This is a genomic window from Amycolatopsis sp. GM8 (genome assembly GCF_021653975.1).
In the GTDB taxonomy this organism is placed as follows: Bacteria; Actinomycetota; Actinomycetes; order Mycobacteriales; family Pseudonocardiaceae; genus Amycolatopsis_E.
The window spans coordinates 667,328-681,247 of the sequence record NZ_JAJKFK010000004.1 but is presented as its reverse complement, the minus strand read 5'-3'; the positions used below and the strand labels follow the sequence as shown (position 1 = coordinate 681,247).

11 protein-coding genes and 1 pseudogene are annotated in these 13,920 nt (G+C 70.2%); 5 read left to right on the top strand and 7 right to left on the bottom strand.

What is annotated here, in order from left to right; genetic code table 11:
* Positions 1-95: 95 nt before the first annotated feature.
* From LOZ83_RS21760 to LOZ83_RS21740, 5 genes are all read right to left on the bottom strand, one after another.
* Positions 96-3,863, bottom strand: a complete 3,768-nt coding sequence (locus tag LOZ83_RS21760; RefSeq protein ID WP_236792920.1) for a GH92 family glycosyl hydrolase — start codon at positions 3,861-3,863, stop codon at positions 96-98.
* Between the two features lie 75 nt (positions 3,864-3,938).
* Positions 3,939-5,147 (bottom strand): cytochrome P450, encoded by a 1,209-nt coding sequence (locus LOZ83_RS21755; RefSeq protein WP_236792918.1) that lies wholly within the window; start codon positions 5,145-5,147, stop codon positions 3,939-3,941.
* 32 nt (positions 5,148-5,179) lie between these two features.
* Positions 5,180-5,779: a TetR/AcrR family transcriptional regulator gene (locus tag LOZ83_RS21750; protein ID WP_236792916.1), complete on the bottom strand. Its 600-nt coding sequence runs from the start codon at positions 5,777-5,779 to the stop codon at positions 5,180-5,182.
* Positions 5,780-5,823: 44 nt separating this feature from the next.
* Positions 5,824-7,113 carry a M20/M25/M40 family metallo-hydrolase gene (locus tag LOZ83_RS21745; RefSeq protein WP_236792914.1) on the bottom strand — a complete coding sequence of 430 codons (1,290 nt, stop codon included), beginning with the start codon at positions 7,111-7,113 and terminating at the stop codon, positions 5,824-5,826.
* Positions 7,106-7,933 carry a M55 family metallopeptidase gene (locus LOZ83_RS21740; protein ID WP_236792912.1) on the bottom strand — a complete coding sequence of 276 codons (828 nt, stop codon included), beginning with the start codon at positions 7,931-7,933 and terminating at the stop codon, positions 7,106-7,108. Before LOZ83_RS21740 ends, LOZ83_RS21745 begins: the two co-directional genes overlap by 8 nt.
* Positions 7,934-8,169: 236 nt before the next feature.
* On the opposite strand from LOZ83_RS21740, the gene LOZ83_RS21735 reads away from it, so the two are divergent.
* From LOZ83_RS21735 to LOZ83_RS21720, 4 genes are all read left to right on the top strand, one after another.
* Positions 8,170-8,499 (top strand): putative quinol monooxygenase, encoded by a 330-nt coding sequence (locus LOZ83_RS21735; RefSeq protein WP_236792910.1) that lies wholly within the window; start codon positions 8,170-8,172, stop codon positions 8,497-8,499.
* A gap of 80 nt (positions 8,500-8,579) precedes the next feature.
* A complete protein-coding gene (gene glgA, locus LOZ83_RS21730) occupies positions 8,580-9,734 on the top strand; it encodes a glycogen synthase (RefSeq protein ID WP_236792907.1) in 1,155 nt (384 codons plus the stop codon).
* Positions 9,731-10,942: a glucose-1-phosphate adenylyltransferase gene (gene glgC / locus LOZ83_RS21725; protein WP_236792906.1), complete on the top strand. Its 1,212-nt coding sequence runs from the start codon at positions 9,731-9,733 to the stop codon at positions 10,940-10,942. Before glgA ends, glgC begins: the two co-directional genes overlap by 4 nt.
* A gap of 91 nt (positions 10,943-11,033) precedes the next feature.
* Positions 11,034-11,453: a WGxxGxxG-CTERM domain-containing protein gene (locus LOZ83_RS21720; RefSeq protein WP_236792904.1), complete on the top strand. Its 420-nt coding sequence runs from the start codon at positions 11,034-11,036 to the stop codon at positions 11,451-11,453.
* 8 nt (positions 11,454-11,461) lie between these two features.
* Here the strand turns inward: LOZ83_RS21720 and LOZ83_RS21715 are convergent, their stop codons facing one another.
* Positions 11,462-12,793, bottom strand: coding sequence for a hypothetical protein (locus LOZ83_RS21715; RefSeq protein WP_236792903.1), 1,332 nt, complete (start codon positions 12,791-12,793; stop codon positions 11,462-11,464).
* Positions 12,794-13,014: 221 nt separating this feature from the next.
* Here LOZ83_RS21715 and LOZ83_RS21710 point away from each other — a divergent pair.
* A pseudogene (locus LOZ83_RS21710) lies at positions 13,015-13,276 on the top strand (hypothetical protein); the annotation flags it as partial.
* An 87-nt stretch (positions 13,277-13,363) separates the two neighbouring features.
* Here LOZ83_RS21710 and LOZ83_RS21705 read toward each other — a convergent pair.
* The gene (locus tag LOZ83_RS21705) at positions 13,364-13,792 is read right to left on the bottom strand and encodes a pyridoxamine 5'-phosphate oxidase family protein (RefSeq protein WP_236792901.1); all 429 of its coding nucleotides are present in this window, start codon (positions 13,790-13,792) and stop codon (positions 13,364-13,366) included.
* Positions 13,793-13,920: the final 128 nt, after the last annotated feature.

Genomic DNA, 13,920 nt, shown 5'->3' with positions numbered 1-13,920 from the left:
GCCGCGGCTGCTCGGCAAGGCAGACGACACGTCCGGGCAGGTCAACGTGCCCTCATCCGGTGGCTGAGCCGCCGGGTGGGTGCGGGCGGCTGTCCTCAGCGCGGCTTGCCGAGGAGTTCCACCTCCGAGAGCGTCACCGGCCCGGTGAACTGCAGCCGGTAGTAGGTGTAGGCGCCGGGATGGGCGACGTGGAACGGGCGGGTCTGGTCGCGCCAGGTGAACGTCTGGTTCTGCCTGCTGTCCAGGGTCGACCAGTGCTGCCCGTCGGTCGAGCCGCTCAGCGTCCAGGCCGCCGGATCCCCGCCGGGCCCGGCGCCCGAGGTCAGCGTGTAGGACGAAACCGGGTCGCCGGGGGCCGAGAGCTGGTATTGCACCGTGGACGCCTGCGCCTCCGTCTTCGACGTGTTGTCGAACAGCGCGGCGGGCGAACCGGTGCCCTTGCCGGGACCGGTGACGTCGGCGAGCGGCACCGGGGCCTGGTCGCCCTTCGTGATGGAGTCCGGCGCGTCGAACGGGCCGGTGCCCCAGCGCGACGGGTTCGGGCCCATGTCGAAGTCGAGCGTCCCGCCGCGGGCCAGCAGGTCGTGCGGCAGCGAGGTCGAGGTCCACGGCCGCCCGTTCACCCGCAGCCCCTGCACGTAGACGTTCTTCGCGGAGTTCTTCGGCGCGTTGATCACCAGGTCCCGCCCCGGCAGATGGATCGTCGCCTGCTGGAACAGCGGCGAGCCGACAGCATAATCGGGGCTGCCCATTTGCAGCGGGTAGAAGCCCAGCGCGCTGAAGATGTACCAGGCGGACATCTCGCCGTTGTCGTCGTCGCCCGGGTAGCCCTGGCCGATCTCGCTCCCCACATACAGCCGGGAAAGCGCTTCCCGGACCTTCGCCTGCGTCTTCGACGGCTGGCCCGCGTAGTCGTACATGTAGAGGATGTGGTGCGAGGGCTGGTTCGAATGCCCGTACTGGCCCATCCGCACGTCCCGCGCCTCGCGCATCTCGTGGATCGTGCCGCCGTAAGCACCGGGGAACGTCGCGGTCTCCTGCGTGGCGAAGAACTGGTCGAGCTTGTTCGCCAGCCCCTGCTTGCCGCCGTAGAGATCGGCGAGGCCCTGGCCGTCCTGCGGCACGGTGAACGCCATGCCCCAGCCATCGGTCTCGGTGTAGTCGCCGCCCCAGCTGCGCGGGTCGTACTGCCCGGCCGGGGTCCGGAAGCTGCCGTCGGGGTTGCGGCCCTGGAAGAACCCGACGCTCGGGTCGAACATGTGCACGTAGTTCTGCGCCCGGTTCAGGAAGTACGTGTAGTTGTCGAGGTACTCCTGCTTGCGCGGGTCGCCCGGCTTCGCCTCGTCGGCGAGTTTCTTCGACAGGTTCGCGATGCCGAAGTCGTTGACGTAGCCCTCGATTCCCCACGACATGCCCTCACCCGTGGTGGCCGGGGTGTAGCCGAGGAAGATCGAGCTGTCGAGGCCCTTGCGGCCGACGCTGTCGTTCGGCGGTGTCACGGTCGCGTTCTTGATCGCCGCGTCGTACGCGCTCTGGATGTCGAAGTTCCTGATGCCCTTGAGATAGGCGTCGGCAAACGCGACGTCGGAGCTGGTGCCGGTCATCAGGTTCGCGTAACCCGGGGACGACCAGCGGGCGATCCACCCGCCGTCGCGGTACTGCTGCACGAACCCGTCGATCATGGTGCCCGCCATGTCCGGGGACAGCAGGTCGTAGGCGGGCCAGGTGGTGCGGTAGGTGTCCCAGAACCCGTTGTTCACATACAGCTTGCCGTCGACGACCTGCTGGGTGAACGGGCTCGCGTAGGCGTATTTCGGCTGCCGCGCGGTGCCGACGTTCTCGAAGCCCGAGTTGGGGTAGAGGAACAGGCGGTAGAGGTTCGAGTACAGCGTCGTCAGCTGGTCCTGGCTCGCGCCCCGTACCTCGATCACGCCGAGCTGCTTGTCCCAGGCCGCCTGCGCCGCGTCGCGCACCGACTCGAACGACGCCCGCGGCGCGATCTCCAGGCCGAGGTTCTTCTTCGCCTGGTCGACGCTGATCAGCGAGGTCGCGATCCGCATCGTCACGGTCGTGCCGCCGAACTTCAGGTACCCGCGCACGTTGTCGCGGCCGTCGCCGGGCAGCATCCCGCCGGTGCTCACCGGCTGGTCGAAGCTGGCGTACACGTAGAGCCGCCCGGCGCCCGCGGACAGGCCGCTCTTCACGTCGGAGTAGCCCGAGAGGGAGTTCGTCGCCGGGTCGAGGGTGAGCCCGCCCTCGTTCCGGACGTTGTCGAAGATCAGGTTCGCGTTGCCGTCGGGGAAGGTGAACCGCAACATCGCGGCGTGATCGGTCGGCGCGATCTCGCCGGTCATCCCGTTCTCGAACCGCACACCGTAGTAGTAGGGGCGCGCGGTTTCGTTGTCGTGCTTGAACGGCAGGGCGCGGGCGGTGCGGTTGCCGTCGGGCACGCCCGCCGCGGTCGAGGGCATGATCTGGAACGTCTGCCGGTCACCCATCCACGGGCTCGGCTCGTGGCTCAGCCCGAACGCCTCCAGTGTCGGCAGGTTCTGCGCATTGTTGCTCTCCTGGTACCGGTACAGCCAGCTGTCCGAACCCGCGTCGGTCTCCGGGGTCCAGAAGTTGAACCCGTGCGGCACGGCGGTCGCGGGGAAGTTGTTTCCGCGCGAGAAGTTTCCGTTCGCGTTACTTCCGCGCGTGGTAAGGACGTTGTCCGACAGGTGCGCGGCCGGCTGCTGGGTGTTCGGCGCGAGCCGCACGTCGTCGACCCAGCCGCCGAAGCTCGCCTGGCCGGCCGTGCTGTCGTAGCCGACGAGGATCCGGGAGATGGTCTTGCCCCGCGCGACCTTGCCGAGCTGGGCGCGGATCAGGTTCCATTGGTTGGTGTACAAGGCTTTCCCGGCGCCCTGGCCCTGCGGCGAGAGGGTGAAGCCGTACTGGTCGGTCGCACCGAGATCACTCAGCCGCGAGCCGTCGGTGAACATCAGGTCGAGCGCCACGTTCGTGCTCGGGTACCGCAGGTCGGAGCCGGTGAACTGGGGGAAGATCTCGTACGACAGCTCGGTGTCCGGCCGCACGGGGATCCGCACGTCGAACATCCGGTTGTAGGAGTAGCCGTGGCCGTCGCTCGTCTGCGTGCCCGAGTAGCGGAACGCGTGCAGGCCGGTGAAGCCGGCGTGGGGTTTGCTGCTGTAGCCGCCCACGGGTCCGCTGTCGGGGTAGCTGCGCATGTACGGCAGAGGCGGCGGGGCCGGTTCGTCGTTCGCCAGCAACAGTTCCGCGAGCTGCAGGATCGGGCCGCCCGCGTTCGCCGTGACGTTCAGCCGGTAGTACTGGTACGTCACCGCCGATGGAAGCTGGTAGGTGGTGGTCTGAAAGCGCTTTCCGAACGACTGGCCGGTCTGCTGGTCGATCGTGGTCCAGACCTGGCCGTCGGCCGAGCCCTCCAGTGTCCAGTCCTTCGGGTCACGCTCGGGCGCGTCGTTGGCCGAGGTCAGCGCGTAGTGCGTGATCGCGACCGGCTCGGACAGCTGGAACCGCACCCAGCCGGTCGGCTCCCAGGCGAGCCATTTCGTGTCGGGGCTGGCGTCGAGGAGGTTGACCGCGATCTCGCCGCCGTCGGTGTTCTCGTCGCTCGCGGTGACGTCGGTGACCTTACCGCGGATGTCGCCGGGGACGGCGGATCCGTTGGCGCCGTTGACACCGGAGGACTTTTCGACGGTGTCGACCGCGGGCTGGGGATCGCCCGGCTCGAAGGACGACGAGAAGCTCAGCGCGGGCGGGGCCGCCGTCGCCGCGGGCGCGAACCCGGCCACGAGGGCGACGGCGGACACCAGTACCGACACGACTCTGGTTCGGACCATGAGCGGAAGCTCAACTCGCGGGCCCCTGGCACGTCAAGGATTCCGGTGAATTCTGGCCGAAACAGGACAACACGTTCAGCCGAACGGATCCCATGTCAGCGGCAGGTGCTCGGGCCCGCGGGTGGCCACCCCGGACTTCCACCGGACGTCCCCTTCGCTCCCCGCGAAACGCAGGCCGGGCAACCGTTCCAGCAGGGTGCGCAGCGCGACCTGCAGCTCCATCCGGGCGAGCGGGGCGCCGAGGCAGTGGTGCGGCCCGTGCCCGAAACCGACGTGCGAGGCCTCCTTGCGCAGCAGGTCCAGCTCATCCGGAGAGGTGTAGACCAACTCGTCGCGGTTGGCCGACGCCAGGTTGACCACCACGGGCTCGCCCGCCCGGACGGTCACGCCACTGAGCTCGACGTCTTCGACGGCATACCGGGCGACGCCGCCGCCCGCGCCGAGCGGGACGAAGCGCATCAGCTCCTCGACCGCCCGCGGCGCCAGATCCAGGTCGGCGCGCAGCATGGCGAGCTGGCCGGGGTTGGTGAGCAGCACGTAGACGAAGTTCGGGATCTGGGAGGCCGTCGTCTCGTGCCCGGCGACGAGCAGGCCCTCCGCCAGCGACAGCATTTCCTCCTCGGACAACCGGTCCTCCTCGTCGCGCGCCACCACGAGCGCGCCGAGCAGGTCGTCCCGCGGGGTCTCGCGGCGCTCGGCGATCAGGCCGGTCATGTACGCCCGCAGCTTGCCCACGTTCTCGACCACCTCGTCGAAGGTGAACTTCGAGGTGGACAGGAAGGCGTCCGACCAGACCCGGAACTCGGTCCGGTCCTCGACGGGGACCCCCAGCAGCTCGCAGATGACGGTGATCGGCAGCGGCAGCGCGAAGTCCTCGACGAGATCCGCGGGCGCGCCCTTGGCCAGCATCGCGTCGACGAGTCCGTCGGCGATCTGCTGCGCCCGCGGCCGCAGCGCTTCGATCCGCCGCATCGTGAACGCCTTCGACACCAGCCTGCGCAACCGGCTGTGGTCGGGCGGGTCGAGCGACAGGATGCCGCCGTCCTGCGGGCGGTGGGTCCGCATGCGGGGTTCGTCGCGGCCGGTCGCCGCGGCGCGGCTGAACCGGGGATCGCCGAGCACGATCTTGACGTCCTCGTACCGGGTGGCCAGCCACGCCGGCTCGCCGTACGCCATTTGCACGCGGCACAACGGTTCTTCCCGGCGTAGTTGTGCGAGCAACGGGTCGACGTCGAGTCGCACGAGCTCGGTGAACGGGAAGGCCTTCGGTTCGGTGGTGGTCACGCAACCTCCAAAGTGGACGCTCCGAAAAGGACTCAGCGGGTCAGCGCGGGGCCGAGGATGTGGCAGAGGGTGTCCGCGAGCAGGTCGAGCGGATCGGCGGTCTCGAACTTCCAGCCGACCGCGAGGTAGACCCCGAGGAAGGAGTCCAGCTGCAGCACGGCCATCAGGGCCCGCTGCCGGGCCTCCGCGCGCGGAGTGTCACGCCAGCGACCGCGATCTTCGGTGAGCAGGGCCACGTAGTGCTCGCGGGCGGCGACGTAGCGATCACGGGTGCCGCCGTCGACCACGACGTCGGCGGCCGCGCTGAGCACCAGGATCATCGGCGCCAGCCGCTGCCAGTGCGCCTCCGCGACGTCCAGCCACTCCCGGATCGCGGCGGTGGTCCAGACCTCTCGGGCGGCCAGGTCGGCGTAGATCGCGGTGGAGACCTCGTACACGCGGCCCGACAGTGCCCGGATGATCTCGGTCTTGCCGCTGAAGTGGGCGTAGATCGTCACCCTGCTGACGCCCGACGTGTGCGCGATGTCGTCCATCGTGGCGTCCACGAACGACTTCTCGCGGAACACCGTCACCGCCGCGTCGAGGATCCGGTTGCGAGTCAGCCGTTTCTGTTCCTCGCGCGCGCCCCGCATGAACTCACCATACAGTTTGTAAAGTGAGCAGGCAACATGATCCGTCAGCAGGTGGAAAGAAGATGTCCCAGCACGCGCTTGCCGAACTCGAGCCCCTCGACCGGCACCCGCTCGTCGACGCCGTGTGCCATGGCGCGGTAAGGGAAACCCGCGGGCAGCCACAGCGGTGCGAACCCGTAGCAGTCGATGCCGAGCGGGCTGAACGCCTTCGCGTCGGTGCCGCCGCCCATGCAGTACGGCACCACGACGGCTTCCGGGTCCTCGGCGCGGATCGCGCCGGCCATCGCGGTGAACCACGGCGAGTCGGCCGGCGCCTGCACCGGCGGCATGTGCGAGACGAACTCGCGCTCGACGCCGGGCCCGAGCAGCGTGTCGATCGTCGCCAGGACGTCTTCCTCGGTGCCGGGCAGGGTCCGGACGTCCACCTGCGCCCGCGCGACGCTCGGGATCACGTTGACCTTGTAACCCGCGTCGATCATGGTCGGCGTGCTGCTTGCGCGGACCGTGTTCTCGGCCAGCGACGCGGCCGGGCCGAGCCGCGCCAGCGTACCGTCCACATCGGACAGATCGACCTCGATACCGAGCGCTTCCCCGGTGCGGACAAGGAAAGCCTCGACGGCCGGGGTGAGCCGGACCGGCCAGCGGTGCGCGGCGATGCGGTGCAGCGCGCCGACGAGCCGGACCACGGCGTTCTCGTCGTTGCGCCGCGAACCGTGCCCCGCGCGGCCGCGGGCGGTCAGCCGCAGGTGCGCCGTCCCGCGCTCGGCCGTCCCGATGGGGTAGAGGTGCACGGTCCGCCCGTCCGCGGCCGGCACGTGATACGTGTAGCCGCCGGACTCGCTGATCGCCGCGGCGCAGCCGTCGAAGAACTCGCGGTGCTCGGCGACCAGCCAGTGCGCGCCCCACTCGCCGCGGTCCTCCTCGTCGGCGACGAACGCCAGCACGAGATCGCGGCGCGGCCGCAGCCCGTCGGCGACGAGCGAGAGCACCATCGCGCAGAAGTCCTTCATGTCCACCGAGCCGCGGCCCCACAGGTAGCCGTCGCGGACCTCGCCGGAGAACGGCGGGACCGACCAGTCGGCGGGGTCGGCCGGCACCACGTCGAGGTGTCCCTGCACCAGCAGCGGCGGCAGCGTCGGGTCGGTACCGGGCACGCGGGCGAGCACGTTCGCCCGCCGCGGCGCGGACTCCAGGATCTTCGGCTCGATCCCGGCGCCGGAGAGCACACCCGCGACGAACTCCGCCGCCTCGCGCTCGCCCTCGGCGTCCCCGAGCCCGCGGTTGGTGGTGTCGAACCGCACCAGCCGGGAGCACAGCTCCACTACGTCAGCCATAGATCCCCTGTACCGCGCCCGCGGCGATCGCGGTGACCACCTTGAACGCCTTCATCGCCCCGGTCATGTCCGGTGCGTCGAAACCGACCCTACGCACCGCCGTCTGTTCCACCGTCGGGACCACGGCGGCGGCCTGCGCGAGATGGGTGGCGTCGAACTCGACGTCGATCCGATGGGGGGCGCGCCGGGGCTCGTACCGCCCCGCGCGTTCCATCGCGCGCTCCGCCGCTAGCCGCAGTGACGTCATCGTCCGCTCCGGCGGTGTGCAGATCGCGGCGTACCGGCTCACGCATTCCTTCACCGCCACACCGATCGCGTCCGGCGCGTAGTCGCGGGCGTCCTCGCAGGTCTTGTCGTCGCCGGTGACCATGAGCACCGGCACGCCGTACTCCGCGGCGAGCGCGGCGTTGAGCCGGCCTTCGCTCGCGGGGACACCGTCGAGCCAGACGCCGGTGATCTGGTTCTCCAGGTACGTGTGGGCCAGCACCCCGTCCGCCCCGGCGCCGGCGTGGTAGCCGACGAACACGACACCGTCCACACCGGAGTCGATACCCTGCATCATCGACAGCGGCTTGTGCCGGCCGGTGAGCATCCGCACCCGGGCGTCGAGCTCCTCCAGCAGCAGGTTCCGCTGTGACGAATGCGCCTCGTTGACCAGCACATCGTTCGCGCCGCCGGTGTGCAGGCCGGCGATCGTGGCGTTGACGTCCCCGGTGAACAGGTGCCGGAAGCGCTGCCACTGCGGCGTTCCCGGCACGACGTCGTCGGTCCAGGTGACGCCGGTGGCGCCCTCCATGTCCGCGGAGATCAGGATGCGCATGGTCTCCGACCCTAGCCGGGTGGTGAAGGGGCCGGTCCGATCGCTCGGGGGGCTGTCGCGATCGGACCGGCGACCCGTAGGCAGCGGCGGGAGGCGTGGCGGCGCCTCTGGTGCCTTTGCCCGACGTGTGAGAAGGGCCGGATGCCGGATCGGGACGAGCGGTGCCGCGGTACCACCCGATCGAGTGACGCGGCCGGTGAGGCATGATCGAGTTCTCGTCTCGCGTGAGGAGTCCCATGAGCTCGAACGACCCCATCGTCGTGGTGGCCACCGCCGTCGCCGTCGAAGGCAAGGAAGACCAGGTGGAACAGGCGTTCCGGACCGCGGTCCCCGCCGTGCACGCCGAACCCGGCTGCGAGCTGTACGCCCTGCACCGCGACCCGCGCTCGCCCTCGACGTTCGTGATGATCGAGAAGTGGGCGTCCACCGACGCGCTGCGGACCCACGGCAAGGGCCCGGCGCTGGTGGCCCTCGGCCAGGCACTCGACGGGCTGCTCGCCGAGCCGCTCGCGGTCCGCACGCTCACCCCGCTGCCCGCCGGGGACGAGCGCCCCGGCCGCGTCTGACCGGGAGTTCGTGCGCCGTTTTTCCCGTGGTCACAGCGAATCCATCGGTCAAACCTTGCCCGTGCCCTTAGGGTCGGGACATGAGAGTCGGCCTGCTCACCCGCGAGTACCCGCCCGACGTCTACGGCGGTGCCGGGGTGCACGTCGAGTTCCTCGCCCGCGAGCTGCGCTCGCTCGTCGACCTCGACGTGCACTGCTGGGGTGCCGACCGCGACGGCGCGCGCGGGCACACCGACCCGCACGGCTACCGGCAGCCGGCGTTCGCCACGATGGACATCGCGGTGTCCATGGCGGACGCGCTCGCCGGGCATGATCTCGCGCACAGCCACACCTGGTACGCGAACCTCGCCGGGCATCTGGCGAAGCTGAACCACGGCATCCCGCACGTGCTCACCGCGCACTCGCTGGAACCGTTGCGGCCGTGGAAAGCCGAACAGCTCGGCGGCGGCTACCGGGTCTCGTCGTGGATCGAGCGGACCGCGTACGAATCGGCGGACGCGGTGATCGCGGTCAGCGCCGGGATGCGCCGCGACGTCCTCGACGCCTATCCCGCGGTGCTGCCCGAGCGGGTGCACGTGGTGCACAACGGCATCGATCCCCAGCTGTACCAACCGGTTTCGGGCACCGACGCGGTCCGCGCGCACGGCATCGACCCGGACCGGCCGTACGTGCTGTTCGTCGGCCGCATCACCCGCCAGAAGGGCGTGCCGCATCTCGTCCGCGCGGCGTCGGCGTTCGCGCCCGGCATCCAGGTCGTGCTGTGCGCCGGCGGCGCGGACACCCCTGAGCTCGACGCCGAGTTCCGTGGGCTGGTGGCCGACCTGCAGGCCAAGCGCGACGGCGTGTTCTGGATCCCGGAGATGCTGCCCCGCGACCAGGTCGTCGAGCTGCTCACGCACGCCGCGGTGTTCGCCTGCCCGTCGGTGTACGAACCGCTCGGCATCGTGAACCTCGAAGCGATGGCATGCGGAACGGCGGTTGTGGCCAGCGACGTCGGGGGTATCCCGGAGGTGGTGGAGGACGGCGTGACCGGGCTGCTCGTGCACTACGACGAGCGCGAGCCCGCCGCGTTCGAGGCCAGGCTCGCCGCGCGGGTCGACGAGCTCGCCGGGGACCCGGAGCGCGCGAGCGCGATGGGGGCCGCGGGCAGGGCCCGGGCCGTCGAGGAGTTCGGCTGGGCCGCCATCGCCGCGCGGACGGTCGGGATCTACGAAGCGATACGGAGGTCGTCATGAGCGAGGATGTACTGGGCATCGTGCTCGCCGGTGGCGAGGGCAAGCGCCTGATGCCGCTGACCGCCGACCGCGCGAAGCCCGCGGTGCCGTTCGGCGGGGTGCACCGGCTGATCGACTTCGTGCTGTCGAACCTCGTGCACGGCGGGATCCGGCGGATCTGCGTGCTGACGCAGTACAAGTCGCACTCCCTCGACCGGCACGTCAGCACCACCTGGCGGCTGTCCTCGCTCAGCGGCGAGTACGTCACCCCGGTGCCGGCGCAGCAGCGGCTCGGGCCGCGCTGGTTCCAGGGCAGCGCGGACGCGATCCACCAGAGCCTGAACCTCGTCTACGACGAGAATCCGGCCTATATCGCGGTTTTCGGCGCCGACAACATCTACCGGATGGACCCGGGGCAGATGATCGACGCGCACCTGAAGTCCGGGGCGGGCGTGACCGTCGCGGGCATCCGGGTGCCGCGCGCGGAGGCGAGCGCGTTCGGCGTCATCGACACCACCGACGGCACCCGGATCGAGGCGTTCCTGGAGAAGCCGGCCGATCCGCCCGGCCTGCCCGACGCGCCCGGCGAGTCCTATGTGTCCATGGGCAACTACGTGTTCACGACGCAGGCGCTGATCGACGCGCTGCACGCGGACGCGGAGAACCTGCGGTCCAAGCACGACATGGGCCGCGACATCATCCCGGCGTTCGTCAAGCGGGGCGACGCGGCGGTGTACGACTTCGCCACGAACGAGGTGCCCGGCGAGACCGAGCGCGACCACGGGTACTGGCGTGACGTCGGCACGATCGACAACTACTTCGACGCGCACACGGACCTGATCTCGACCCACCCGATCTTCAACCTGTACAACCGGCGCTGGCCGATCCTGGCGCACCCCGGCCAGCGGGCGGCGGCCAAGTTCGTCGAGGGCGGCACCGCGCAGCAGTCGATCGTCGCGGGCGGCTGCATCATCTCGGGCGCGCAGGTGATCGACTCGGTGCTCTCACCCGACGTGTACGTCGAGAACGGCGCCGTCGTGCAGGGCGCGGTGCTGCTGGACGGGGCGCGGGTCGGCGCGGGCGCGGTGGTGCGGCGGGCGATCCTGGACAAGAACGTGGTCGTGCCGCCGGGCGCGCACATCGGTGTCGACCTGACACGGGACCGGGAGCACTACCACGTCAGCCCCGCCGGGATCGTCGTGCTGGGCAAGGGGGAGAGGGCCATCTGAGCGGTTCGCGTCACCCCATCCAGTGGTTCGGCCGACGATCCGCGGCGGTCCGGGGTACGTATGAGAGGACCCGGGGAGCCGCTCCGGGAGGGTGCGTGATGGGGACCGGATGTCGATCATGGGCAACGGGGCGTGGGGCCTGCTCGGGCTGCTGGGACTGTTCGGGCTGTTCGGACTGCGGCGGCCGCGCGGCCGCCGGGTCACCGCCGACCCGTTCGCGCGGTACCCGATCGTGAACCTGCGGCCGATGCCGCACCCGAAGCCGCCTTCCCCGGCGCCCCAAGAGGTTTCGGAGTTTTCCGGGCCTGCCGAGTTCTTCGAGCCGGAGACGCCGCCGCTCGGCCTGCCCCTCGCCCGCGAGTGGCCCACCGCGGAGATGCTGCCCGACGAGGACCCGCCGGACCTGCCGCAGCCCCGCCGCCCCCGGCACGCGGCGGGGCGGCAGTTCGCGTCGCCGGCGGGTTACCCGGGCCCGGTCGACCGCGTCCGGTCCTGGTTCGCGCGCCGGTAGCACCTGGTTCAGAACGCGCGGTCGTCGCTGTGCTGCCAGTTCCGGACGACGCTCAGCTTCGGCTCGCGGCCGAGCACCTCGACGAGCAGCCGCAGCTGATCGGTCGGTAGCGGTGCCTGCCCGACCCCGGCGGGCATCCGGAAGTTTCCGTCGCACCAGAACACCTTCAGCAGATCCGTCGCGGTCCGGATCCCGGCGCGCCGCAACGCGATCCGGGCCTGTGAACCGCTCAGCGGTTCCGTGTCGGGCTGCACGCCGTCGCGCTGGGTCCGCTCGATCTCCTTGCGGTTCGTCGGATCCAGGTGGGTCAGCAGGAACGCCTGGTCCAGCCAGTCGATCAGCCGCCCCGGAGGCACCTTGGTGTGCAGGATGACGTCGACGAGGTTCATGCTGGTCAGGTTCTGCATGTCCTCGACGCCCTCCTCGAGCAGCCGCGCCTCGTACCACAGGTTCAGACCATCGAGCTGGTCGAGCGGGTAGTCCTGGCGCAGCGGCCGCACGATCGTGCCGAACACCCTCGTCGCCACCCGGTTGATCAGCTGCAGCCCGGCGAGCGGGAAGAACCCGATCATGAACGCGAGCGCGATCTCGGCGGCGAGCGTGGCGGGTGCGATCGCGTGTGCGACCTGGTGCACCACCGCCACGATCAGCAGCACCAGCACGATCCGCTGGATCGCCGAGGTGTAGGCGCTCGGGCGCAGGTCCGTCTGGAAGAACCGGCGGACGAGCATGCCGGTCACGAACGCGTACGCCCCGATGAAGCCGTACTTGAGCACGTCCCACACGTCCGCCGGGGTGGTGAGGAACGAGGTGTCCCACAGGATCGCCGCCCAGCCCACCGCGAGCACCGCGGTGAACATGAAGACGGGGAAGAGGGACTCGGTGCTCAGCGCGAGTCTCTTGTCGTCGCCGCGCAGCGGTCCGTAGTAGGCCTCGAACTTCTCGCGGTAGATGTGGTCCTTGCGCCGCTCGCCCGCGCACTCCTGCCATTTCGCGTAGTAGATGGAGTTCGGCGCCGGTTCGGGCAGGTTGGCCGGGCGGTCCCAGCCCAGGCGGTGCAGGGTGAGCACGTACTCGGTCCACGCCGCGTGCGCCCGCACGTAGAGGAACCGGACGTACAGCCAGCCCGGCAGGAACGACAGGCACCACAGCGCGAACACCTTCGGCGCGCCGGCGCCCCACCGCGAGGTGTCCGGCCAGCCGCGGTCGGTCAGGAACCCGGCGACGACGACCGCGGCGGCCGCCGCGAACGCGATCAGGACGTTCATCCACCAGGCCACGACGTTGCGGGCGAGCCGCTGCCAGAGCCCCAGGCCTTCCGGCATGGTTGTGGTGCTCATCGGAGTCTCCCCTCTCCCTGTCAGACCAGAGGCGGGACCACCGGTGGCTGAGACAGCTTTCACCCATCCGGCCCAGCGTTTGTACGTCCCTTGTATCCGGGCCCGCCACCCCAGACGCGATGGTCACCGACGTCCCGTCCGCGACGCTGCCCACCGCGGCGGCGGTGGTCCTCGGCGCCGAGTGCACCATCACTGCAACACCCGAGTCGGTGTGCGGTGCCTACACCGGGTCGGACGGCCGGGTCGCGCCGGACTGCGGCGGGTCCACCCAGGTCTGCTCGACCTCGGGCACCGGTGACCCGAACAGCTGTACCCAGGGCGGTCCACTGGACCCAGATTCCCGCGTCGTACAAGCATGCCGGCGACACCGAGGTTCCCGCGGGCGGGCTGGCGTTCTTCAGCAACGGCGGCGCGGGCCACACGATGATCTCGATCGGCGGCGGGCAGTTCCCGTCCAACGACATCCACGGCGCCGGCACCTACTTCAAGGTCGACCACTGACCGTCCACGATGGACACGGGGGCCGGAGTCCGGATCGGACGCCGGCCCCGTTCGCGGCGGTGGTGCGGTCTAGACCTGGCTGGTGGCGGAGTCGGGGACCGCCTCGGCGAGCCGCAGGCTGCGGCCGCTGATGATTTCGATCGGCAGCCGCAGGAAGCGGCTGCGCTCGCCGCTGGGCCAGGGCCGGTGCCTCGGATCGGCGAGCCGGACCAGGTCGTCGACATCGGTGACCAGGGCGACCCGGCCGATCACCACGACACTCCAGCCGGTGTGCGTCACCGGGTCGACGCTGTCCACCTCGAACGCGACGACTTCGTTGGTGAGCTTGCCGATCGAGCCGGTCACGCCGGTGCGCACGATGATGTCGCCCTCGTGCACGAAGAAGTTGACCGGCCGGATCATCGGCAGCGCGTCTTCCGAGAACGCGAGCCTGCCGATCGGCTGCGAGGACAGGAGCCGGAGGCATTCGCTGGGTGTCAACGGCCGGATCTCGGTCATGGCCGCTCCAGGAAATGGTCGGGATGGTTTTTTCAACACTGGACTTCAGTCTGCTCGCCCGGCTCGGCCGCGGTTCAGGGTCGTAAGTCCTCAAACTCCAGGACGCTCGGCCACAGTCGGGCACGCGG

Bases quoted from the DNA above. Each gene is read 5' to 3' on its own strand.
- glgC (WP_236792906.1), top strand. From the start codon at position 9,731: ATGAGCGAGGATGTACTGGGCATCGTGCTCGCCGGTGGCGAGGGCAAG.
- LOZ83_RS21740 (WP_236792912.1), bottom strand. From the start codon at position 7,933: ATGCGCATCCTGATCTCCGCGGACATGGAGGGCGCCACCGGCGTCACC.
- LOZ83_RS21745 (WP_236792914.1), bottom strand. From the start codon at position 7,113: ATGGCTGACGTAGTGGAGCTGTGCTCCCGGCTGGTGCGGTTCGACACC.
- glgA (WP_236792907.1), top strand. From the start codon at position 8,580: ATGAGAGTCGGCCTGCTCACCCGCGAGTACCCGCCCGACGTCTACGGC.
- LOZ83_RS21760 (WP_236792920.1), bottom strand. From the start codon at position 3,863: ATGGTCCGAACCAGAGTCGTGTCGGTACTGGTGTCCGCCGTCGCCCTC.
- LOZ83_RS21705 (WP_236792901.1), bottom strand. From the start codon at position 13,792: ATGACCGAGATCCGGCCGTTGACACCCAGCGAATGCCTCCGGCTCCTG.
- LOZ83_RS21715 (WP_236792903.1), bottom strand. From the start codon at position 12,793: ATGAGCACCACAACCATGCCGGAAGGCCTGGGGCTCTGGCAGCGGCTC.
- LOZ83_RS21750 (WP_236792916.1), bottom strand. From the start codon at position 5,779: ATGCGGGGCGCGCGCGAGGAACAGAAACGGCTGACTCGCAACCGGATC.
- LOZ83_RS21735 (WP_236792910.1), top strand. From the start codon at position 8,170: ATGAGCTCGAACGACCCCATCGTCGTGGTGGCCACCGCCGTCGCCGTC.